The sequence below is a fragment of the Halomonas sp. MES3-P3E genome (genome assembly GCF_002836035.1).
In the GTDB taxonomy this organism is placed as follows: domain Bacteria; phylum Pseudomonadota; class Gammaproteobacteria; order Pseudomonadales; family Halomonadaceae; genus Vreelandella; species Vreelandella arctica.
The window spans coordinates 94,195-115,798 of the sequence record NZ_PJBT01000183.1; the positions used below are offsets into that span (position 1 = coordinate 94,195).

Here is a 21,604-nt window from a genome sequence, read left to right on the forward strand (position 1 = left end):
TTTATAAAAATAACAATAAAAAAACGCCTGCCAAAGGTCAAGCGTTTCCTTGAACAGCCCAACTCAGAAAGGCGACCAACCAAACCATAACGCCAGCAGCGGTATCGCCGCGATCAGAAAGCGCCCGTTCCAGCGGTAACCGATGCGGGTGGCGGGTACGCCAGTAAAGCGCGATAGAATCAGCATGGAAGCGGTCATTGGTGATGACATCAGCGCCAGCGCCCAGCCTACCATTAACGATGCCCCAATCAGCGCAGGCGTTAACCCCTCGATGCCCAGCGTGGGGAGCAAGCCCACCAACAGCGTCACCGTAACAATCGGGTTGACACCTATTTGCGCTAGCCCCACCACCATCAGCATGGCCAACACTGCATTTAAAGTGCCCAGCGGGTCAAGCACTGCCAATAACGGTGCTAGCTGCTGGGTATCCACCAAGCCCACGCATACATGCCCCAAATAGCCTGCCGCCCCCAGCACCACGATTTCATTAGCGCTGGGGGATAGCAACCAAGGTAGCTGACGATGCACAGCCGTTATAGCGGCAGGCAATCCACCATAGCCTAGCCTACGACGCTGCCAAGCCAGCCATAAAAGCGCCCCGGTAGGCGCGCCCAGCAGCGCGGCAATCGGCAAACGTAACTCCAGCAGCCACGCAATAGAGAACACCAGCGCCACAATGCCGATTAGCAAAATGCTAAACTGCGCCAACGGGCGCAGCGAAGGGGTGACATAGGTTTTATTGGCGGGTGGGTGCGGGCCGGTGAAATAGTCCACCGCCCAGCCCGCCATAAAAATCAGCGCGGCGGCCCCCAGAATATAGGGTGCCAGCTGTGGCCAGGTGACCTGGGGAAGGCTTGAAAGCACCACGGCCACCCCAATACCCATGGGCGAAATCAGCGGTGCCAGCGAAAATCCGCGCAGCAGCGCCAGCATCATGCGCCGCTGGCGGGCCTCACGCACCCAGGCGCGCCCTTGGGCGGCACTGAGGGTATTGCTCTTCTCGATCATCGCGGCGAACAGATTCAGCACGCCAATGTTAAGAATGATGCCAAACAGCGCCGAGCCAAGCGATAAAATTGGGTAGCGGCGGCTAGGCGGCTGAAGCAGCATGCTCTGCCCGCAGCGGCGCACTAAACGGGAGCGATAGGCAGGTAAGCGCAGCATACTCAGCGCCACCACAAAGGTGGCAAAAAACGCAAAACGCCCACTCGCCTCAAACAGCAGCTGCCCAGGCGTGGGTGAGCGCCACAGCGTGAGCAACGTGAGTACGCCAGCGGCACACAGCAGCCCCTTGGCCATGCGGGTGAGTTGACCTTTCAGGGTCATCAAATAAAGCAGCAGCGCAACGATGCCTGCGGCTTGCCACACCACGCTGCCACCGACCAAATGAATCAGCGTGGCAAGCGTCACCAGTAGCAAACAGGAAACCCGCAGGCGGGCTGGGCTCACTCGCTAGGCTCCCTCAACTGCGGGTCGGGAACGCCTTGTGACGATTCACTGCCACTGCGGCGGCGAAATGAGCCTTCGCCCATAGCCACCAGCTTGCCCCATTCATCGACAATCTCACCGCTGGTCATATAGGTTTTCTGCCCACCGCCGCGCAGCGTACCCGTTGCCCGCAGCACGCCTTGCCGAGCAGGACCCACAAAGGTGGTGGTCAGTGACAGCGTCATCCCCCGGCGAATATTACCCGGTACCTCGCAGTGCAAGCCTGCCAAGCTAAGAGCGCTATCCAGCATTGAGGCCAGCACACCGCCGTGAACATTGCCGCTACGGTTAAGATGCTTTGGCTCAATGGTGAGTTCAACTACGGCAAGGTTTTGCTGCCACTCAACCACATGCATACCCAGTAGCTCGTGATAGCCCATGAGTGCCTGATGAGATGTATCGGGAGTATGTATTGGCGAATGACTCATGAGGCGCTCTCCTGCTGGGCTAAATCACGCAGACGCCCTTTAAGAATCTTGCCGCTGGCGGTGGAAGGTAGCGTATCCATTAATACAATTTGGGTCGGACGTTTGTACGGTGCCAACCGCTCGGCGATAAATGCCTTTAGCTCCGCCACATCAACTTCGACTCCCGGCTCGCACTGCACAAATGCCACGACTTCTTCGTTACCGGCGATTTGACGGCCCACAACGGCGGCCAGCGTGACTGCCGGGTGCTCGTTGATCACCGCTTCGACATCCGGGGGATAGATATTGAAGCCTGAGCGGATAATTAGCTCTTTGCTACGCCCCACAATATACAGCTGATCATGGTGATCGAGTTTGGCGATATCGCCGGTATTAAGCCAACCATCTTCGGTTAGAGTGGCACGGGTGGCTTCCGGCTGGCGAAAGTAGCCTTTCATAATGTTGGGGCCGCGCACCCATAGCTCACCCACTTCGTCTCCGGTCTGCTCGGCAGTTCCGCTATCGATAAGCGGTTCCAGGCGGTACTCAAGTAGTGGCAATACCCGGCCAACGGTGCTTGTTGCATGGCGATCATCGATACGGGTCTGGCTGATGGTGGGGCTAGCCTCGGTTAAGCCGTAGCCGTTGTGCAACGTCAGGCCAAAGGCAGCCTCTACCCGCACCTTAGTGTCGCTATCTAACGGCGAGCCACCCGCAGAGATGTAAATCAGTTCGGGCGCTTCTAGTGAGCGCTGCTCACGTTTTAAAAACTCTAACGCGCGGGCATACATCGCCGGCACACCTTGGATTACGGTAATGCGCTCCTGCTTTAGCGTCGCCAGCATATGTGCGGCATCAAAACGCGGCACGGTATACAGGCAAGCGCCGTTATAGAGCGATCCCATGCACACCGAAGAGAGGCCAAATACGTGGGACATCGGCAGCACGCCGTACACCCGCTGGCCTTTGCTTAAATGACGCATGCCACCAGAAATCGAGGCGATATAGAGAATGCCACGATGGGTCAGCATTACCCCTTTGGGCGTGCCAGTGGTGCCCGAGGTGTAGATCATCGCCGCCACCTGCTCAGCGCCGCTGGCGCATACCGGTTCGGGTTCGCTGTCATACAGCGGCGAAATGGCCAGCCCACCCAACTGAGGGTGCTGGTAGCGGTCGGCCGCGTGGCGCTCGGCGTGCTGGCAAGCCTCTTGGGATGCTTCACAGGTATAGAAGACTCGCCGGGGCAGGCAGTTGCCCTGAATTTGATCGACTTCCTGAGCCGAGAGGCGCGAATTAACGATGGCCACCCAGACATCCAGCTCGCTGGCAGCCAGCAGTAGCACAACCAGAGCGCGGCAGTTTTCACTCACCGTCATAATCCGGTCGCCAGGGCGAATGCCCAATGCGCTTAACCAGTCATAGGCGGCGTGTATTTCTTGACCAAGCTCCGCATAACTCCAGCGCAAATTGCCATCCACGATAGCCGGGTGCTCTCCAAGCAGCTTGGCATTTTCAAGCACGCGGGTACTAAGACGCTCGGGAAGCTCGGCCACCAGTTCACTGGCAAGGCGGCCAAAAATAGGCTCGTCCGGCGCTTGGTAGGAAACCGATAAAGCCATTAGGACGCCTCCCGCACCATGTTGCGAGCAATGACGATTTGTTGAATCTGGGTAGTCCCTTCGTAGATACGAAATAGCCGCACATCGCGGTAGAAACGCTCAACCGCGTATTCCGACATGTAGCCAGCACCACCGTGAACCTGCACCGCGCGGTCTGCCACTCGCCCCACCATTTCGGCACAGAACAGTTTGCAGCAGGAAGCCAGTGTCGAAACATTTTCGCCATCATCTTTACGCCGTGCAGCATCCATCACCATGGTTTTGCCTGCATAGGCTTCGGTTTTGCTATCCGCCAGCATGGCTTGGATCAGTTGGTGTTCGGCAAGCGCCGCGCCGAACTGCTTACGCTCCATGGTGTAGCGCAGCGACTCTTCCACTAAGCGCTCGGCCACGCCTACACAGACCGCCGAAATATGCAGCCGCCCACGGTCCAGCACTTTCATCGCTGTTTTAAAGCCTTGCCCCTCTTTTCCGCCAATAATATTTTCTGCGGGCACCCGGCAGTTGTCGAAAATAATATCGCAGGTATGGGCGCCCTTCTGGCCCATCTTGTTATCCGCTGGCCCACGGATTAACCCTGGCGTATTACCTTCGACGATAAAGGCTGAAATACCGCCTGCGCCCTTATTCTCTAGGTTGGTGCGCGCCATCACAGTAAACAGATCGGCTTCTGGGCCATTGGTGATATAGCGTTTGGTACCGTTCAAAATATAGTCATCGCCATCCCGCACCGCCGTCGTGCGCAGGCTAGCAGCGTCGGAGCCGGAATCTGGCTCGGTGAGGCAAAACGAGCTAAGAATCTCACCAGTGGCCAAACGCGGCACATACTTGGCTTTCTGCTCATCGGTGCCATCAATCAAAATACCCTGGGCGCCAATGCCGTTATTGGTGCCAAACACCGAGCGAAAGGCGGGGGATGTCTTGCCAATCTCCATCGCCACCAGCGCTTCTTCTTCCATGGTCAGACCCAGGCCGCCGTACTCTTCTGGAATCGACAGCCCAAACAGGCCCATCTCTTTCATTTCCGCAAGAATTTCCGGGGGCACCGCATCCTCTTCGGCTAGGCGTGCCTCATTGGGAATAAGGCGCTCACGGACAAAGCGGGCGATGGTATCGACAAGCTGGTTAATTAATTCGGGATCGCGAATCATGACGGCTCCTGGTGGCAATAGTTTTTATCATTAGCGTTTTATCATTAGCAGTAGCGCTGAGCGTGGACAGTGCGCATATTTTGCATAGCAAAACCATTGTCCACTATTCTTGTCAGGCACTTTTGCATAGCCTAGGATGGCAGTCAATAATTGAAACACTATTTTGCAATGCAGAATTACAATGCTAAATATGCACCCATTTACAGAGAGGACTTAGCGTATGGCTAGCGAATCAACACCTTCCCCTTTCACCACACTTGGCATCGTCGGCACCGGCGCCATGGGGCGTGGCATCGCGCAGTTAGCTGCCCAGGCAGGTCTAGACGTTATGCTTTTCGACGTTAAAGAGGGTGCCGTACAAGAAGCTAAAACCTTTATTAATGGCCTATGGCAGAGAAGTGCCGAAAAGCAGCGCATTACTGCGGATCAGGCGCAGCACTATAGTGAGCGGTTGATTGAAGCCAGCGAGCTTGCCGCGCTGGCCCCTTGCGATATCGTGGTGGAAGCCATTGTCGAGAAGCTGGAGGCCAAGCAGGGGCTGTTTAGCGATTTAGAAGACATCGTCAGCCAGCAGGCGGTATTAGCGACCAATACCTCTTCGCTCTCCGTTACGGCCATTGCCGCAGCCTGCCAGCACCCTGAGAGGGTCATCGGTTTTCACTTCTTTAATCCCGTGCCGCTAATGAAGATTACCGAGGTTATTCCTGGCCTGCGCACTGCAGATGAAGTTACCCAACGGGTCAATGCTCTGGGCGAAGCCATGGGACACTTTACCGCCCAGGCCACCGATACCCCTGGGTTTCTGGTTAACCATGCTGGGCGTGCCTTCGGTACCGAAGCGCTACGTGTTTTAGGCGAAAGCGTGGCAGACCCGGCTACCATTGACCGCATTATGGTCGATCAGGGCGGGTTCCGAATGGGACCCTTTACGCTGCTTGACCTTACCGGGCTGGATGTCTCCCACGCCGTAATGGAATCGGTGTATCACCAGTATTATGAGGAAGCGCGCTTTCGCCCTTCACCGTTAACCCGGCAACGCCTGGCCGCGGGCTTACTGGGGCGCAAAACCGGAGAAGGTTTTTACCGCTATGTAGAAGGCAAGCAGCAGATGCCGGATGAGCCGGTCATCAAGCCTGCCTCACCTTGCCCGGTATGGATTAGCCAGGAAGACCCCGAGAGCGCCAAAGCGCTCACCGCGCTAGTTAATGCGGCGGGCTGGCCGTTAGAAACCGGCACGCAGCCGTCTGAACAAGCGCTCTGTTTGCTTACCCCTTTCGGCGAAGATGCCACTAGCTGCGCACTACGCCAGGGGGTAGAAGCCAAGCAGTGTGTGGCGGTGGATATGCTCGCAGGGCTCAATAAACGCCGCAGCCTGATGGCCACGCCCATTACCCACTCCGCTTTCATTCAAGCAGCGCAAAGCCTTCTCAATCACGATGGTACGGCGGTGAGCACGCTTCAAGACAGTAACGGCTTCGTTCTCCAGCGCGTTATTGCCTGCATCGTGAATGTCGGTGCCGACATTGCCCAGCAAGGCGTCGCAGAACCCGCGACTATTGACCGGGCGGTTGAGCTCGGCTTGGGCTACCCTTTTGGTCCGCTGCGCATGGGCGACCATTTCGGCACCACGCGGATTATGACGATACTAGCCAACCTACTTGAGGCCACCGGCGACCCACGCTATCGGCCAAGCCCGTGGCTGCGTCGCCGTGCCGCACTGCAAATGCCGCTAACCGCTGCTTAACGTCCACCCCAATAACAAGGAGCACTACCATGCAAGACGCCTATATTTACGACGGTTTACGCACCCCTTTTGGTCGCCACGGCGGCAGCTTAGCGGCTATTCGCCCAGACGAGTTGTTGGGACTGACGCTTAAAGCACTAGTAGCCCGCAATCCTTTCGCACTCGAAAGCTATGAAGAAATGCTGGCAGGCTGCACCAACCAGGCGGGGGAAGACTCCCGCAATGTGGCCCGTCACGGCGCATTGTTGGCAGGCCTGCCCATCGAAGTAGCAGGACAAACCGTCAACCGACTTTGCGGCAGCGGCCTGGCAGCGATGATGGATGCTGCCCGGGCGGCACGATTGGGCGAAGGTGAACTGTTTTTAGCGGGCGGCGTTGAGTCCATGTCTCGGGCGCCTTATGTCTTGGGTAAAGCAGATTCCCCTTACGCTCGCAACCAGCCGATGTACGATACGGTGATTGGCTCTCGCTTCCCTAACCCCTGGATTGCTAAAGAGTACGGCAGCCACAGCATGCCGGAAACTGCTGACAACATTGCCCATGACTTGAATATTGGCCGCGATGCCAGCGATGCCTTTGCCGCCCGCTCCCAGGCTCGCTACGCCAAAGCACTTGCTGACGGTTTCTATGATGGCGAGATGTTGGGCGTTGAGGTGCCCCAAGGGCGTAAACAACCGCCAATACTGGTGGATAAAGACGAACACCCCCGCCCACAAAGCACCGAAGACAAGCTGGCCCAACTGGGCTCGCTATTCGAGGGTGGCGTTGTCACCGCCGGAAATGCCTCAGGTCTGAATGACGGCGCCGCGGCCATGATAGTCGGTACCAAGGGCGCCGGTGAACGTGTGGGCCTAGCACCGCGTGCGCGCATTGTCGCCAGCGCCGTTGCCGGTGTGGCTCCGCGGGTTATGGGATTGGGGCCAGTACCCGCTTCGCAAAAGGCGTTGGCGCGTGCCGGGCTTTCCCTAGAGCAGATGGATGTAATTGAAATTAACGAAGCGTTCGCCGTTCAGGTGCTTGGCTGCGTGCAGCAGCTGGGTCTCTCCGTCGACGATCCGCGCTTGAATGCCAACGGGGGTGCTATCGCCATCGGCCATCCCCTGGGGGCTTCAGGAGCACGCTTGGCACTTACGGCCCTCCGCCAGCTTGAAGCGACCGGTGGGCGCTATGCGTTGGTTACCATGTGCATCGGCGTCGGTCAGGGAATTGCTACGATTATCGAGCGTCTGGACAGTTAATTTAGTATCAAACTGCCGCTATTTCGTTGATGGGTATGAACGCTGCGTCTAAGTAGATATGCGATACTGAGCGCCATAAGCCACCTATTGTTGGGATATTGAATGCACCCCACCGACACTGATGCTGACGACCCCCAGCTCCCCGGTAAAGATCGTAACTTTGTGACCGCGCTAGCGCGCGGTTTAGAATTGCTGCGCGCCTTTGGCGCAGGAGAAGAGTATTTAGGCAATGCGGAGCTCTCCAACCGAACGAACATCCCTCGCCCGACGGTGTCACGGTTAACTTATACCCTGACGCAATTGGGCTATCTCCAGCACAATACCCACCTGGAGAAGTACCGGCTCGGCCCAGGTGTATTGGCGCTGGGGTATCGCTTTCTGGCCAATATGGGCATTCGCGAAATTGCCCGTCCGCATTTGCAGAAATTTGCCGATGCTACCGACTGCAACGTTAGCCTGGGCGGTGCTGACCGCAGCGATATGGTTTATTTGGAAACCTGCCACGGCTACGGCCCGCTAATCATTCGCCTAGATGCTGGCTCCCGCCTACCCATTGCCACTTCCGCGATTGGACGCGCCTGGCTATGCGGCTTGTCTGACGAACGGCGCCAGCAGGTGCTCCAAGAGTTGGCGAGCGAGTATGGCAATGATTGGCCGCGTTATGAAGCGGGCATACAACAGAGCTTAAAAGACTATGCTCAGTTCGGTTTTTGTCTTTCTGAGCAGGATTGGCAGCGTGATATTAGCGCGGTAGCGATGCCACTGATTTTGGAAGATGGCGCCGAGGTCATGGCGATTAACTGCGGCGGCTCCAGCCTGCGCTTGGATCACGATCGCTTGGTTAATAACTTAGGCCCCCGTCTCAAAGAAGTCGCTAATCAGATTAAGCAGGAGCTAGCGCCAAGAAACCGCTCGGCAAGGTAAATTCAAGCTAGGGAGACTTTAACTAACGCTCGTTTGAATGCATCATAGACGTCTAAACAAGCGCATCGATTTCAAGAGCGCCAAGGAGTGGGGATGCCAAGCGAGTGGATAGCGCGTCATGATCAAACAGTAACCCTTAAAGGCGAGTGGACACTTGCCAATTATCGCCATATCAAAGCGGCGCTTCAGCAAAGTGACACTCGAACTGAGCCTGGCAAGCCAACGGATGCGACGATTTCACTAGACGCAATAACCCGCCTTGATACCGCTGGTGCCATACTCATTGTGGAGCTGATTGGCGTTGAGAAAGCGCAGGCGGTAGCGGATTGGGCAGCAGAACTGCCGAAAGAGCAGCAGGCGCTGCTGGTGCGTATTGCCGAAGCCATGGAAACCCCGCTTGACGTTGATCCTCTTTCCTATTCGCGTATTAGCCAAGCGCTTGCCAGCGTGGGTCAACATATGGTGGGGCTTTGGTCTCAGCAGCGCCAGCTGCTGGCCTTTATTGGTCTCGTCGTGGCCACCCTCTTCCAGCTGGTATTGCGGCCACGCCACTGGCGCTTAACGGCCACCGTGGCCCATATCCAGCAGAGCGGTCTTAATGCCGTACCCATCGTCGCGCTACTCACCTTTATGGTGGGCGCCGTCGTGGCTTTCCTTGGCGCTACCGTTTTGCAGGATTTTGGCGCCACGATTTATACCATCGATCTTGTTGCGTTCTCATTCTTGCGAGAGTTCGGAGTTCTACTTGCTGCGATCCTACTCGCGGGACGAACCGCCAGTGCCTTTACCGCCCAAATTGGCGCCATGAAATCCAATGAAGAGATAGATGCCCTGCAGGCTCAGGGGCTTGATCCTATCGAGCTTTTGGTGCTCCCGCGGGTAATGGCGATGTTAATTAGCCTGCCCATGCTCGCCTTTGTAGGTATGCTCAGCGGCTTAGCGGGGGGCGCCATGGTCACCTCCCTATCACTGGATATTTCACTAACCCAGTTTTTGACCACGCTGCAAAAAGACGTATCGGTGACACACTTTTTGGTAGGGCTAAGCAAAGCCCCGGTGTTTGCCTTTGTGATCGCCGTTATCGGCTGCCTGGAAGGCTTTAAGGTCAGCGGCAGTGCACAGTCGGTGGGAGAACACACCACGTCAAGCGTCGTTCAATCGATTTTTATGGTGATTCTGATTGATGCCGTCGCCGCGCTATTCTTTATGGAGATGGGCTGGTGATGGATTCAGATAAACCGACAGAGCAAAACGACCAACCGGTCATTAAGGTTAGAGGCTTGGTGAACCGCTTTGGCGCTCATGTGGTTCACGAAAATTTAGATCTGACCCTTGAACGCGGAGAAATCCTCGGCGTTGTAGGCGGTTCTGGTACCGGTAAATCAGTGCTATTACGCAGCATCGTCGGTTTGAAGCGCCCCAATGACGGCACGGTTGAAGTCCTAGGCACAACCCTTAACGAGCTTAACGAGGCACAGCGCAGTCAAATAGAGCGGCGCTTTGGCGTACTGTTTCAGCGCGGTGCGCTGTTCAGCTCGCTGAACTTGCAAGAGAATATTGCCCTACCGCTAATTGAACACGCCAGGCTACCCCGTGAAGACGCCGAGCATCTTGCCAGGGTCAAGCTAGCGTTGGTCGGGCTTCCGCCACAGGCCGCGCTGCAGTTTCCTGAGTCGCTGTCTGGCGGCATGGTCAAGCGCGCCGCCCTTGCCCGTGCCTTAGCCCTTGATCCTGACATCCTGTTTCTGGATGAGCCAACCGCCGGGCTTGATCCTATTGGCGCGGCAGCCTTCGATCAGTTGCTGGTCACCCTTCGCGATGCGCTGGGGTTCAGCGTATTTCTGGTCACCCATGACCTGGATACGCTCTACGCCGCCTGCGATCGGGTCGCCGTGCTCTCGCAGAAACGCGTGTTGGTGGTGGATACCATCGACAAGGTCGCGGAGACCGACGATGAATGGATTCAAGACTACTTTCACGGGCCGCGTGGTCGAGCCGCGCAAAGTGCTCATACTGCCTCTTCAACGAATGCTTACACACAGGAGTGAGGGTAGATGGAAACCCGCGCGCATCACGTGTTAATCGGTTTATTCACGCTGGGCACCGCCGCAGCGGCGCTGCTGTTTGCGCTATGGATGAGCTATGCAGCAGGCGAACGTAGCTACCAGCCTTACCGCATTCTATTTGAGCGCAGCGTTAGCGGCTTATCGGTCGGCAGCCGAGTACAATATAACGGTATTGAGGTGGGGGACGTCACCGAGCTTAACCTCAATCCCGATGACCCTCGGCAAGTGATTGCCCATATCCGCGTTTACGATGACGCACCGGTCAAGACAGACACTCGGGCAAAACTTGCCTTTGCCAGCATCACCGGCAGCATGTCCGTGCAACTCCACGGCGGCACCCCTGAAGCCCCGCTGCTGATTGATCAAACCGATATCGAAGCGCCGTTTATACGCGCAGACCCTTCGCCCATCGCCACGCTGTTCGATGAAGGCGAAGATATGATCGAGAACATCAACTCAATCCTGAAAAACGTTAACGAGCTGTTTGACGATAACAACCGCGCTCAGGCAGGCAATATTTTAACCAACATTGCTCAGATTACCGAAATGATTGCCGCCCAGCAGGACGCCCTGGATCAGAATATGGCGCTTTTCGGCGAAGCCACTCGCCAAGCGACGACCACACTCAGCAGCATCGACGCACTTAGCCAGGAAGCGACACAGCTGCTGCGTCAAGATGGTCGTCTGGTAATGGAGAGCGCCGCTGATGCGAGTCGCGATGTGGCCCGGGCGGCTCAACGCATTGAGCAGTTAGTGGAAACTAACGCTGGTGCCATCGAAGGCAGCCTGCAGGGTGCGCAGGATATTGCCCCGGCGCTCTCTTCGCTTCGCTCCACGCTCGCTACGCTGGATCGTATTACTCGTCAGCTAGAGGAGAGCCCAACGGACTTTATCCTGGGCCGTGATCAAGTAGAGGAATTCCGTCCATGACTTTGCGCCCTATCGTTATCGTTTTAGTTTGCGCTACGTTGCTAATCAGCAGTGGCTGTTCAATATTGCCCGAAAATGAACCAGCGACGCTGTATCGTCTGCCCAGTAGCGATGTGCAGCCCGTTACCCCGTCATCCGATGCTATAACAACCCGTCAACGCCTCGCGGTGGCTGCTCCCCAGGCGGGACATTTACTGAGTAGCAACCGCATTGTGGTCTACCCAGAGGGCAATATCGTTAATGTGTATGAAGGTGCCCGCTGGCAGGAGGATGCCCCTGACTTGCTTCAGTCGCGTTTGATCACGGGGCTACAGCAGAGCCGCCTATTTGCCAGCGTGGGTAGCGATAGCCTACCTTCCGAGCGACTGCTGCTCAGCGAACTACGTCACTTTCAGAGCGACTACGCTACCCATCCGCCCACGGTGAAAGTTCAGCTTGATGTTCAGCTCGTCAGCACTCAAAACCGCGCTTCAATTGCGACTCAAAGCTTCACCACCAGCGCGCAAGCTATAAGCACCGATATTCCTGATGTGGTTGATGCATTTGGTGCTGCTAGTGACGACCTTACTGAGCAGCTGGTCAACTGGCTAGCCAATCAGCAGGTAGCTAATACCCTTGATTAAGCTAGCATTAACTAAGCCAGCGTGATTAGGACGTTGTTGCCCTGCGGGCATACTCCCGCGGGTCGCGGGGGTAGTAGCGTTCCGGCTGACTTTCAAGATGAGTGAAGTATCGAGTGTCCTTGTAGGGCATTTTCATGTAGCCCGAGACGCCTAGGCCCTCGATTTGGTCTACCGAGGCGAGAATGCGCGCCAGCAGCGTACGGAACTCGCCCTCTCGAGCCGGATCCAGCAGACGATAGTAGCTATGTATTTTGAGGTGCTGTGGCAGCGCTTCAAAAATGATCATGCCGGTATGGTGAATATCATTGAGCTGCTGCAGCACATGCATAATCGTCTCGGGCAGAGCTAACAGCTCTTCTGGGTCGGGGCCATCTTCGAAATAGCTGTGCTGACGGGTGCGATCTTCAAGCTCCGGTACTGCGCTCAACTCATAACCTATCGACATGCTGGGTTCGCTGACAAATGCCTCATCGACAGAAGCACGTTCTAAATGAAGCGTCTGGCGGGCATTAAACAGGCAGCTTTTAAATACCCCTTGGCGATGAATTGCCCGCGCCAGATGCACCATATTATTAACCGCTTCAATAAAGGCAGGCTTCAGCGTCGGATCATGTAAATTTAACGACGAATCGATATACACACCTTCACGCTCCCAGCGAACCGCCAAGCCCCCCACCACCGGATATTTGCCCAGGCGGCTCACCGACACCAAAAAGGCCTTTTCGGTTTCCCCCATCCCCTGCATAAACTGTTTGTAGTAGCGATCTAACTGCACATCATTGACATCATTCAGGGTTTCTTGAGCGTGCTCTTCCTGTGAAAAGGCTTCGCGCAGGAAGGCTTTGCGAGAGCTGTAGACCACGGTATCGATCTCCTGATGCGCGGGGCGCGCCCATACCGGCACCAGCGGTACATGGAGCGATGTAGGCAGATCGATCATTACGACTCTGGCCATTCGCGGCATATGGGTTAAAAAGTAGTCGCCCGCTTTACGCCGCACCTGCGGGTCAGGGTCGAGCATGCCATCCAGGGTGCGGGCAAACTCCATCGGTAACCCCAGCGAACTGGCGGGAATCGCCCGATGGCCAAATCGACACGACTGCGCCGACGCCAGCGCATACAGGGTGCCCGCTGCACCCTGCTCATCGAACCGCGGCGATGACAGTGCGCCGTTTAACTGCTCTTCGCCAATAAAGTAGACATCGCCCAGGCGGGCATTGGTCTGCTGCAGATTATCCGACATCAGCTCCATGACATTGGCGCCCACAAACTGCAGTTGGGCGTCCAGCTGGGCAAAGACCGATGAGCCCCAGTCAATCAGGGCAATCACCTCTTGTTCAGGGTCAAAGACCAAATTGGAGGGCTTGATATCTCCGTGTACGACGGGACGCGCCTGGCGGCCAGACTCCCGGCGCAGCGCAATGAGGATATCCGCCAGCTGCGACGCGATACGCACGATTAAGCGTGGAGGGAGTCGCCCTTGCCGCAGCGACACCTGCTCGAGATTCCAGCCGGAGGCACGCCCCATCACAAGGATCGACTGCCCTCGTGAGCGCTGGTAGGCAATCAAGCCGGGGATTCGCGGGTGCGACACCTGGCCGAGCATGAACGCCTCCTCCTCAAGGCGCTCCTGCAGATGCGTCGGTAGGGTAATACGCGAGAACTTGAAGACATAATGAGCGTTAGCCCCCTGGTGGGGTGCACTACCGCCGAATACAAAGCCATAGGCCCCCTTGCCGATCAGTTCGATACCCTGGTAACCCAGCTGGGTGAGCTGCGCCTGGCACAGCGCCACCCAGTCCTTGAGCTTGCGGGCATCATGATGGCTCAACAGATAAACCGACTGCTCTTCGGGGATATAAAACTGCTGAAGCGGTGCCTGGGACATAAGTCGCCTTGCTAACCCAAGTGAAGCAACATGGTCTCGGGATCTTCCAGAAAGCCCTTCCAGCTATTACAGAAGCGCGCAATGGTGCCGCCATCGATGAAGCGATGATCCCCTGCCCAGGTAATGGTCATGATGGCACGTCGCTGAACCTCGCCCTTCGCATCGAACCTGGGCAGCCACTGTGTTTTACCTATAGCAACGATAGCGGCTTCCGGTGCGTTGATGATAGGAGCCGCGTAGGTGCCACCGAGCGCACCAATATTGGAAATACTGATGGTTCCGCCTTTAAGATCCGCTTGATCAACGCGTCCTTCCCGTGCCGCCGTAGTTAGCCGCGCCACTTCCCGGGCAATCTCAAGCAAGGATAAGCGTTCGACGCGTTTGACATTGGGCACCATGAGGCCTGCCTTGCTATCCACTGCCATGCCGATATTACACTGGGAGAAGTAGTGCAGCGCGTCACCCGCCGCATTTAACTGTGCGTTTACAATGGGTTCTTCTGAGATCGCTAACGCCATGGCTTTCATAAAGAACGGCATTAGCGTTAGCCGCTCGCCTTTTGACTCTGCCACTGGTTTCAAACGCTCACGCATTGCCAACAGCGCTGTTACGTCAATCTCTTCACCATAATGAAAATGAGGAATCGTGCTGGCCGACTCCACCATTCGTTTGGCCATTACCGCCCGCACGCCGCGTAACGGCTCCACCCTGGGCGCTTCCTCTACACTACTAGATGGAACAGCCTGCGACGATGTCATGGCTGCGCCAGCAGGCTGTTCAAGGTGCGCCAATACGTCTTCCTTAAGCACACGACCATCTTTACCACTGCCTGCGATATCGGTCAGATTGAGCTGATGCTCTCGCACCAATCTTCGCACCGCGGGGCTGGCGGGTACTTTCCCGTGGGTGGCCAACGTTGGCGCGGTTGGCGCTACGGCTGTGTGCGCTGCAGCTCTATCCGTTGCCGCATCGGTACTAGTGATTGGCGTAGACGGTAAGGCATCCGGCGTAACTTCCGGTTTGCTGGGCTCGGCTTGTACTTCTCCTTCGGCCTGATAGGCGTATAAGGGAGCATGCACCTTGGCAATCTGACCCTGAGCCACATACAGCTTGGTAACGACACCGGCTTCGTGGGCGGTAATTTCCACCAGCGCTTTGTCGGTCATGACTTCAACGATGGGCTGGTCTTCTTCAATTTGATCGCCTTCAGCGACGCGCCATTCGACGACTTCGCACTCGACAATGCCTTCGCCAATATCGGGCAGTAAAAAATCGCTCATTGTTGTTCTCCTCCTCAGCGCTAAAAGTTGACGCTTTCGCGAATCGCTTCAAAAATCTTCAGGTGATCGGGCAGATACTCTTTCTCCAGCACCAAAGGAAAAGGCGTATCCAGCCCTGTGACCCGGGCAATGGGCGATTCAAGGTAGAGGAAACAACGTTCCTGAATGGTAGCGGCAATTTCACCGGCAAAACCGCCGGTTAAGGGTGCTTCATGGCTAACAACTAGGCGACCGGTCTTGAGCACCGATTCCGCCACCGTATCCGCATCCCAGGGCAGTAGTGAACGCAGGTCGATCACTTCACAGGCGATACCCTGCTCCTCGGCCATTTCAACCGCCTTGCCGATGACTTCCATCTGTGCGCCCCAACCGACCACGGTAATATCGGTGCCCTCCTTGGTGATCTCGGCCTCACCAATTGGCAGTTGATAATCCTCTTCGGGCACTTCGCCTACCGATGCGCGGTAAAGCCGCTTGGGCTCCAGAAACAATACCGGGTCCGGATCCCGAATGGCGGCAAGCAGCAGTCCCTTGGCTTGATAGGGGTTACGCGGTACGACCACTTTCAAACCGGGGGTATGGGTGAAATAGGCTTCCGGGGATTGAGAGTGGTAGAGCCCGCCGGCGATGCCGCCGCCGTATGGGGTACGAATGGTCAGCCCACCCACATTAAACAGATCCCCCGAGCGATAGCGGAACTTGGCCGTTTCGTTAACGATTTGGTCGAACGCGGGAAAGATATAGTCAGCAAACTGGATTTCCGCGACTGGTACCGAGCCTTGGGCCGCCAAACCATTGGCAAAGCCGATAATGCCCTGTTCGACCAGCGGTGTGTTGAAGCAGCGAGCCTTGCCGTACTTCTCCTGCAAATGGCTTGTCGCTCGGAAGACGCCGCCGAAAATCCCCACGTCTTCACCAAAGCAAATGACTTTTTCATCCTCTGCCATGGCGATATCCAGGGCGTTATTGATCGCCTGAAGCATATTCATAGTGGCCATGTTACGCCTCTCCCTGCGGATCAGTGTCGGTGCCAACGTCTAAGTCCAACGACTGCGCACCTCGTGGATAAGCTTCTGGATAGCGGCGAATATGGCGCTTCAACTGGTCAAACTGACGCTGCAGCGCAGGTGTAATGTCGGCATAGACATCGCTGATCAAGCTCTCAAGCGGGGGCGATGCGCGCTTCTCGGCACGCTTTAATGTCTCGAGCACTTCCCGGCGCAGGGCTTCTTGCTGGCTACTCTCCTCTTCCTCACTCCACCACTGCTTTTTTAACAGCCATTTTTTTAGCCGCAGCACGGGGTCTTTGGCGCGCCATATCTCTTCTTCATCCTTTGAACGATAGCCGGAGGGGTCATCCGAAGAGGAGTGAGCAGCCAGACGATAACTCATGGCCTCGATCAAGACAGGCTGGTTACGCTCAACGGCAATCTTGCGCGCCTGACGAGTGGCCTCATAGACCGCCAACACGTCATTGCCGTCCACGCGTATCACGTGCATATGGTAACCAAATGCTCGTGGGGCAATACCATCAGCGGCGAACTGCTCTACGGCAGGCGTGGAAATGGCATAGCCGTTGTTACGGCAGAAGAAAATCACTGGCACCTGATGTACTGAGGCCATATTGAGTGCGGCGTGGAAATCGCCTTCGGAAGCAGCACCTTCGCCAAAGAAGGTCAGCGTACAGTGACCATCACCAGCAAGTTTTTGCCCATAGGCGTAGCCCGTGGCCTGTGGAATTTGCGTAGCCAGGGGGGAAGAGATGGTCATGTAGTGCAGCTTGCGGGATCCATAGTGGATCGGCATTTGGCGGCCTTTGCCGTAGTCCAACTCGTTGCCAAACAGCTGGTTCATAAATTCATCGATTGAGAAGCCGCGATACATCAGAGCGCCCTGCTCGCGGTACTGGGCCATGATCATGTCGGCATCATCAAGCGCGGCAGTTGCGCCCACTACGGCGGCCTCTTCCCCCGTACACTGCATATAGAAACTAAGCCGCCCCTGACGCTGGGCTGCCATCATTCGTTCGTCGAGAATACGCGTGGCCAGCATTGCCTGGTAAATGCGCCGGGCATGATCACGCTCAAGCGCCGGTTCAATGGCGCCGTCATGTAGCTCGCCTTCCGGACAAAGCAGGCTAAAGGTGGGAATCGAAAATTCGTCGCCGGTCATGAAGTCCGGCTGGTGCACGTACTCAGTCATCATTATTGTCCTTGTTTTACCCCTTTTGAGGGCAGTGTTGTTGGTATTGACCATTTTTGCCAGTGGATTTATCTGGCATGAGTCAAATACAACTACTGCGACAGTAACGCAGCACAAGAACTTTAGGGATACAACTTAAGCCGCAGAGAGACGAGAACGCAGTGGTTGTTGCAGCACTTCAAATAGGCTGTCGACCGTCAATGCCAATAGTGCAATGGTCAACGCCCCCTGAACGACATAGGCCATATTGCCGTTAACGATGCCGGAGATAATCGGGTCGCCAAGGTTACTGGCCCCAACAGTCGCCCCCAGAGCAGCCGTGGCGATATTAATGGTGACGGAGGTGCGAATGCCCGCCAGGATGACCGGGGCCGCCAGCGGCAGCTCGACATACCGCAATGTCTGAGTCGGCGTCATGCCCATGGCGTGTGCGGCGGTCTTTATGTCGATATCAACCTCCTGCAGTCCGGCAAGCGTATTACGCACGATGGGCAGCATGCCATACAGCATCAAGGCGACAATGATGGGCAAAGTACCAAATCCGAGCACAGGTACCGCCAGCGCCAGCACGGCCACCGGCGGAAAGGTTTGTCCCAGCGAGGCCAACTGGCCGACCAGCGGCAAAAAATCGCTGCCACGCTCGCGAGTCACCACAATGCCAGCTGAGACGCCTACAACAACGGTCACAAGCGCCGCTATGCCCACCACAAGGAGGTGGCGGCCCAGCAGTACATAGAAATCAGCACGGTCATAAATCACCTGCCTGGCATCAGGTTCTATCCAGCGAAACAGTGGCTCGGCAGCAGACATGGCCACAACGCTGAGCAGCAGCAGTGTTCCCCACACCAGTGGCCAAAGCCACAGCGGGGCTCTTTTACGTGGCTGCGCGATACTCAGCGAATTACTCACGCGCACTTCCTTTATCCAGTTGTGCTTCCTTGATGATCCTGCGCAGCGATAGCTCGCCAATGGGGACATCGTGCTGATCGACAACTGTAAGCCTATCGCTATGGTCGCGTAGCATCATGGAAAGCGCCTGACGTAGTGAGAAATCTGCAGGAATCCGTGATTGGGCGGGCAGAGTCGGCCCCATGGAGGTCATGTGGTCTTTAACGCGGGTTAAAGCAGCCTGTTTGAGCCCCCGTTCGAGCCCCCCTAGCAATGACTCGACAAACGAGTCGGCTGGCTGTTGCAACAGCGCCAGCGGAGAACCTTGCTGCACTATTCGCCCTTCGCGCATCACCACCAAATGATCTGCTAGCTTGAGGGCTTCATCCATGTCATGGGTCACGAAGACCACCGTTTTGTGCAGCCGCGCCTGTAGTTTGGCCAGCTCATCCTGAAGCTTTTCACGGGTAATCGGATCAAGGGCGCCGAAAGGTTCGTCCATCAGCAAAATATCGGGGTCGGCGGCCAATGCCCTTGCCACCCCGACTCGTTGCGCCTGCCCACCTGAAAGCTGGTGAGGATATTTATGCGCAAACTCCCCGACAGGCAAGCCTAGCAAGTCCATCAACTCTTCAACCCGCCCCTGGACATCGGCGGCTGACCACTTCAATAACCGTGGTACCAGACCAATATTGCGCGCCACGTTCCAGTGAGGGAACAAACCGGTGTGCTGAATGACATAACCAATCCGGCGACGTAGTTTTACCGGGTCATACACCTCAATGGCTTGGCCATCCAGAATAATGTCACCCTCGCTATGCTCGATTAAGCGATTGATCATGCGCAGGGTGGTGGATTTACCGCAGCCGGAGGTGCCGACCAGCGCACAAAACTTGCCCTTCGGCACACGCAGTGAAATATCATCCACCGCGGTTTCTTCACCAAATCGCTTTGAGACATGGGAAAGCTCAATCATCGTGTTCCTCCGGGGCGCAGTACTTCTGCCAGGGCGCCCAAGCCCGCATCCACGACCAGAGCCAGCATTAAAATAGGCAATGCGCCGAGCAGAACCATGTCCATGGCTGCTTGACCCAGGCCCTGAAAAATAAAGGTGCCAAGCCCACCCGCCCCGATCAAAGCGGCTACGGCAGTGAGACCAATGGCCTGAACCGTGGTAATACGCACCCCTTCAAGTAGCACCGGCAGCGCCAGCGGTAGCCGCACCTGCCAAAAACGCTGGCCAGCACGCATTCCCATCCCCTTGGCGGCTTCCAGGGTATCGGGGCTTACTTCTTCAAGAGCGATATAGGTGTTACGCACCATGGGGAGCAGGCTATAGGCAATCAGTGCGATCAAGGCAGGCGTCGTACCGATCCCGCTGACGCCAAGCCGGCCTAGCAATGGTACGTTGGCAGCAAGCCAAGCAAGCGGCGCCAGTAGCAGGCCAAACAAGGCGAGACTGGGAATGGTTTGTAGAAAATTGAGTACTGCGAAAGCGCCTTTCTGCAGCCGTGCATAGCGGCGCATCAGCATCGCTAGTACTAAGCCAACCACCACGCTAATACTGACGGCAGCCCCAACCAGCGTCACGTGCTGACCAATAGCTCTCAGAAACTGCCGATCACGCGCCTTAAACTCCTGCACCAGGGCAAGGCTATCCAGCCACAAAGTTGCACACAGCCACCACACCAACGCCACGCCACATAACAGCAGCGTAGGCCAGAGACGTGTGAGCTTTAAGCGTAAGCGTATTTCAATTAAGCACAGTAGTAATACAAACAGCACTACCCAATACGCTGCCCCCAGGCCCAAACGCGCCTGGGGCAGTTCAGGATCAATCAGTAAATAGCTGCTGGCAATTAACCCCACGGGCATGAGTGCCATCAAGGTCATTACTGCCGCTAACAGAGCGCGATAGTGCCAGTGATTCGGTTGCCACGCTAATATGCCAATGAAACTGAGCAGTAATGTGGCTAATAGCGCGCCGGGCCAGCCTAAGGCCTCAAGCGCGCCGTAGCTCGTTCCCTGAACAATCCGATTGGGAGCCATGCTAACCACGTCCAAACCCCAGAATGCGGCCAGCATGATAAGACTGAGGCTAACAAGCACAGTGTTAGGGTGCCGCCCATCCCAGCGAAGCCGAGGGGTGGGCAATGCATCCAATAACGACATTAATTAGTTATCCCAGGCATAAACACATTAATCAGCTAGCGCATCCAGATAGTCGCTGGCCACTTGGGTCGGTGACAGCCCGTTAACGGCGACATCTGCATTTAGCGTTTGGAGAGTGACCAGATCAAGGGTGGCAAAGACCTCGTTGAGCAGCGCTTCCATTTCGGGATACGTTTCCAGCACGCTTTCACGCACCACGGGGGCAGGCTGGTATACGGGCTGCACACCTTTAGTATCTTCCAGTACGACCAGACCCAGTGCACTTAAGCCACCGTCGGTGCCATAAGTCATGGCGGCGTTAACGCCACTGGTTTGCTGGGCGGCGGCACGCATGGTGGCAGCAGTATTGCCACCCGACAGCACTAGCAGTTGCTCATCGCTCAATTCAAAACCGTAGGCTTCCTGAAACGCAGGTAACGCCTGTGCGGATTCCACAAATTCAGCGCTGGCGGCGAATTTGAACTCCCCCCCTTCCGCCAGATAGGCCGCGAGGTCTTCTAAACTGACCAATTCATTTTCAGTGGCTACGTCTTCGCGGACACTCATTGCCCAGGTGTTGTTAGCGCTAGCTGGCTGCAGCCAGACCAAGTCTTGTTCCGCGTCACGCTCTTTAACGGTTTCAAACGCTTGATCCGCATCGTTCCACACTGGACTGTCGGCCATATCAAAAAAGAAGGCACCATTGCCCGTGTACTCAGGGTACACATCAATTTCGCCAGCTTCTAATGCCGACCGCACAACACTAGTACCACCAAGCTGCAAGCGGTTTTCGGTAGCAATATCGTTGCGTTCCAAGGTCTGAATGATCAGCTCACCCAACACCGACCCTTCCGTGTCGATCTTGGAGGACACCACTACCGGCTCATTGGCGCTGGCCTGGGAAAGGGAAATAACGGATACGGCGCAAGCAACGATTAGGGGCTTAGCAATGATAGGATTAGCTGAAAAGCGCATCTTGGAATTCCTTTTGAAGTGGGCTTTTTT

General features: G+C 56.2%; 19 protein-coding genes. 7 read left to right on the top strand and 12 right to left on the bottom strand.

All coding sequences use genetic code 11. The features are described 5' to 3' along the window. Nucleotides 1–63 precede the first annotated feature (63 nt). The 4 genes from CXF87_RS13845 to CXF87_RS13860 are packed head-to-tail and all read right to left on the bottom strand — an operon-like array spanning nt 64 to nt 4,665. Nucleotides 64–1,449 (bottom strand): hypothetical protein, encoded by a 1,386-nt coding sequence (locus CXF87_RS13845; protein ID WP_101147006.1) that lies wholly within the window; start codon nt 1,447–1,449, stop codon nt 64–66. Continuing rightward, nucleotides 1,446–1,916 (bottom strand): PaaI family thioesterase, encoded by a 471-nt coding sequence (locus tag CXF87_RS13850; RefSeq protein ID WP_101147007.1) that lies wholly within the window; start codon nt 1,914–1,916, stop codon nt 1,446–1,448. Before CXF87_RS13850 ends, CXF87_RS13845 begins: the two co-directional genes overlap by 4 nt. Further along, nucleotides 1,913–3,514, bottom strand: coding sequence for a class I adenylate-forming enzyme family protein (locus CXF87_RS13855; protein ID WP_101147008.1), 1,602 nt, complete (start codon nt 3,512–3,514; stop codon nt 1,913–1,915). Before CXF87_RS13855 ends, CXF87_RS13850 begins: the two co-directional genes overlap by 4 nt. Continuing rightward, a complete protein-coding gene (locus tag CXF87_RS13860) occupies nt 3,514–4,665 on the bottom strand; it encodes an acyl-CoA dehydrogenase family protein (protein ID WP_101147009.1) in 1,152 nt (383 codons plus the stop codon). Before CXF87_RS13860 ends, CXF87_RS13855 begins: the two co-directional genes overlap by 1 nt. A gap of 220 nt (nt 4,666–4,885) precedes the next feature. Between CXF87_RS13860 and CXF87_RS13865 the strand changes: the two genes are divergently transcribed. From CXF87_RS13865 to CXF87_RS13895, 7 genes are all read left to right on the top strand, one after another. After that, a complete protein-coding gene (locus tag CXF87_RS13865) occupies nt 4,886–6,409 on the top strand; it encodes a 3-hydroxyacyl-CoA dehydrogenase (protein WP_101147010.1) in 1,524 nt (507 codons plus the stop codon). Between the two features lie 29 nt (nt 6,410–6,438). Next, nucleotides 6,439–7,647: a 3-oxoadipyl-CoA thiolase gene (locus CXF87_RS13870; RefSeq protein ID WP_101147011.1), complete on the top strand. Its 1,209-nt coding sequence runs from the start codon at nt 6,439–6,441 to the stop codon at nt 7,645–7,647. A 102-nt stretch (nt 7,648–7,749) separates the two neighbouring features. Further along, entirely contained in the window at nt 7,750–8,571 is an 822-nt protein-coding gene (locus CXF87_RS13875; protein ID WP_101147012.1) for an IclR family transcriptional regulator, read from the top strand. Between the two features lie 93 nt (nt 8,572–8,664). Continuing rightward, nucleotides 8,665–9,795, top strand: coding sequence for an MlaE family ABC transporter permease (locus CXF87_RS13880; protein ID WP_101147013.1), 1,131 nt, complete (start codon nt 8,665–8,667; stop codon nt 9,793–9,795). Then, complete coding sequence (locus tag CXF87_RS13885; protein WP_101147014.1) at nt 9,795–10,619, top strand: ABC transporter ATP-binding protein; 825 nt, start codon at nt 9,795–9,797, stop codon at nt 10,617–10,619. The genes CXF87_RS13880 and CXF87_RS13885 overlap by 1 nt, the downstream gene beginning before the upstream one ends. Before the next feature lie 6 nt (nt 10,620–10,625). Continuing rightward, nucleotides 10,626–11,567 carry an MlaD family protein gene (locus tag CXF87_RS13890; RefSeq protein WP_101147015.1) on the top strand — a complete coding sequence of 314 codons (942 nt, stop codon included), beginning with the start codon at nt 10,626–10,628 and terminating at the stop codon, nt 11,565–11,567. Further along, the gene (locus CXF87_RS13895; protein ID WP_101147016.1) at nt 11,564–12,190 is read left to right on the top strand and encodes an ABC-type transport auxiliary lipoprotein family protein; all 627 of its coding nucleotides are present in this window, start codon (nt 11,564–11,566) and stop codon (nt 12,188–12,190) included. The genes CXF87_RS13890 and CXF87_RS13895 overlap by 4 nt, the downstream gene beginning before the upstream one ends. Nucleotides 12,191–12,215: 25 nt before the next feature. On the opposite strand, the gene CXF87_RS13900 is transcribed toward CXF87_RS13895, so the two are convergent. The 8 genes from CXF87_RS13900 to osmF form a co-directional block, all read right to left on the bottom strand. Then, nucleotides 12,216–14,078, bottom strand: coding sequence for a serine/threonine protein kinase (locus CXF87_RS13900; protein ID WP_101147017.1), 1,863 nt, complete (start codon nt 14,076–14,078; stop codon nt 12,216–12,218). An 11-nt stretch (nt 14,079–14,089) separates the two neighbouring features. After that, nucleotides 14,090–15,358: a 2-oxo acid dehydrogenase subunit E2 gene (locus CXF87_RS13905; RefSeq protein ID WP_101147018.1), complete on the bottom strand. Its 1,269-nt coding sequence runs from the start codon at nt 15,356–15,358 to the stop codon at nt 14,090–14,092. A gap of 20 nt (nt 15,359–15,378) precedes the next feature. Next, nucleotides 15,379–16,356, bottom strand: coding sequence for an alpha-ketoacid dehydrogenase subunit beta (locus CXF87_RS13910; protein WP_101147019.1), 978 nt, complete (start codon nt 16,354–16,356; stop codon nt 15,379–15,381). 1 nt (nt 16,357) lies between these two features. Then, nucleotides 16,358–17,560, bottom strand: a complete 1,203-nt coding sequence (locus tag CXF87_RS13915; protein WP_008956881.1) for a thiamine pyrophosphate-dependent dehydrogenase E1 component subunit alpha — start codon at nt 17,558–17,560, stop codon at nt 16,358–16,360. Nucleotides 17,561–17,695: 135 nt separating this feature from the next. Then, a complete protein-coding gene (locus tag CXF87_RS13920) occupies nt 17,696–18,469 on the bottom strand; it encodes an ABC transporter permease (protein ID WP_101147020.1) in 774 nt (257 codons plus the stop codon). After that, a complete protein-coding gene (locus CXF87_RS13925; RefSeq protein ID WP_035555597.1) occupies nt 18,462–19,424 on the bottom strand; it encodes an ABC transporter ATP-binding protein in 963 nt (320 codons plus the stop codon). Before CXF87_RS13925 ends, CXF87_RS13920 begins: the two co-directional genes overlap by 8 nt. Then, nucleotides 19,421–20,620: an ABC transporter permease gene (locus CXF87_RS13930; protein WP_101147021.1), complete on the bottom strand. Its 1,200-nt coding sequence runs from the start codon at nt 20,618–20,620 to the stop codon at nt 19,421–19,423. Before CXF87_RS13930 ends, CXF87_RS13925 begins: the two co-directional genes overlap by 4 nt. 27 nt (nt 20,621–20,647) lie before the next feature. Next, nucleotides 20,648–21,574: a glycine betaine ABC transporter substrate-binding protein OsmF gene (gene osmF, locus CXF87_RS13935; RefSeq protein ID WP_008956877.1), complete on the bottom strand. Its 927-nt coding sequence runs from the start codon at nt 21,572–21,574 to the stop codon at nt 20,648–20,650. Between the last annotated feature and the right edge of the window lie 30 nt (nt 21,575–21,604).

What these genes read in the sequence shown, in the direction of transcription:
- CXF87_RS13850 (WP_101147007.1), bottom strand. Translation starts at nt 1,916, where the DNA reads ATGAGTCATTCGCCAATACATACTCCCGATACATCTCATCAGGCACTC.
- CXF87_RS13855 (WP_101147008.1), bottom strand. Translation starts at nt 3,514, where the DNA reads ATGGCTTTATCGGTTTCCTACCAAGCGCCGGACGAGCCTATTTTTGGC.
- CXF87_RS13860 (WP_101147009.1), bottom strand. Translation starts at nt 4,665, where the DNA reads ATGATTCGCGATCCCGAATTAATTAACCAGCTTGTCGATACCATCGCC.
- CXF87_RS13865 (WP_101147010.1), top strand. Translation starts at nt 4,886, where the DNA reads ATGGCTAGCGAATCAACACCTTCCCCTTTCACCACACTTGGCATCGTC.
- CXF87_RS13870 (WP_101147011.1), top strand. Translation starts at nt 6,439, where the DNA reads ATGCAAGACGCCTATATTTACGACGGTTTACGCACCCCTTTTGGTCGC.
- CXF87_RS13875 (WP_101147012.1), top strand. Translation starts at nt 7,750, where the DNA reads ATGCACCCCACCGACACTGATGCTGACGACCCCCAGCTCCCCGGTAAA.
- CXF87_RS13880 (WP_101147013.1), top strand. Translation starts at nt 8,665, where the DNA reads ATGCCAAGCGAGTGGATAGCGCGTCATGATCAAACAGTAACCCTTAAA.
- CXF87_RS13885 (WP_101147014.1), top strand. Translation starts at nt 9,795, where the DNA reads ATGGATTCAGATAAACCGACAGAGCAAAACGACCAACCGGTCATTAAG.
- CXF87_RS13890 (WP_101147015.1), top strand. Translation starts at nt 10,626, where the DNA reads ATGGAAACCCGCGCGCATCACGTGTTAATCGGTTTATTCACGCTGGGC.
- CXF87_RS13895 (WP_101147016.1), top strand. Translation starts at nt 11,564, where the DNA reads ATGACTTTGCGCCCTATCGTTATCGTTTTAGTTTGCGCTACGTTGCTA.
- CXF87_RS13900 (WP_101147017.1), bottom strand. Translation starts at nt 14,078, where the DNA reads ATGTCCCAGGCACCGCTTCAGCAGTTTTATATCCCCGAAGAGCAGTCG.
- CXF87_RS13905 (WP_101147018.1), bottom strand. Translation starts at nt 15,358, where the DNA reads ATGAGCGATTTTTTACTGCCCGATATTGGCGAAGGCATTGTCGAGTGC.
- CXF87_RS13910 (WP_101147019.1), bottom strand. Translation starts at nt 16,356, where the DNA reads ATGGCCACTATGAATATGCTTCAGGCGATCAATAACGCCCTGGATATC.
- CXF87_RS13915 (WP_008956881.1), bottom strand. Translation starts at nt 17,560, where the DNA reads ATGACTGAGTACGTGCACCAGCCGGACTTCATGACCGGCGACGAATTT.
- CXF87_RS13925 (WP_035555597.1), bottom strand. Translation starts at nt 19,424, where the DNA reads ATGATTGAGCTTTCCCATGTCTCAAAGCGATTTGGTGAAGAAACCGCG.
- CXF87_RS13930 (WP_101147021.1), bottom strand. Translation starts at nt 20,620, where the DNA reads ATGTCGTTATTGGATGCATTGCCCACCCCTCGGCTTCGCTGGGATGGG.
- osmF (WP_008956877.1), bottom strand. Translation starts at nt 21,574, where the DNA reads ATGCGCTTTTCAGCTAATCCTATCATTGCTAAGCCCCTAATCGTTGCT.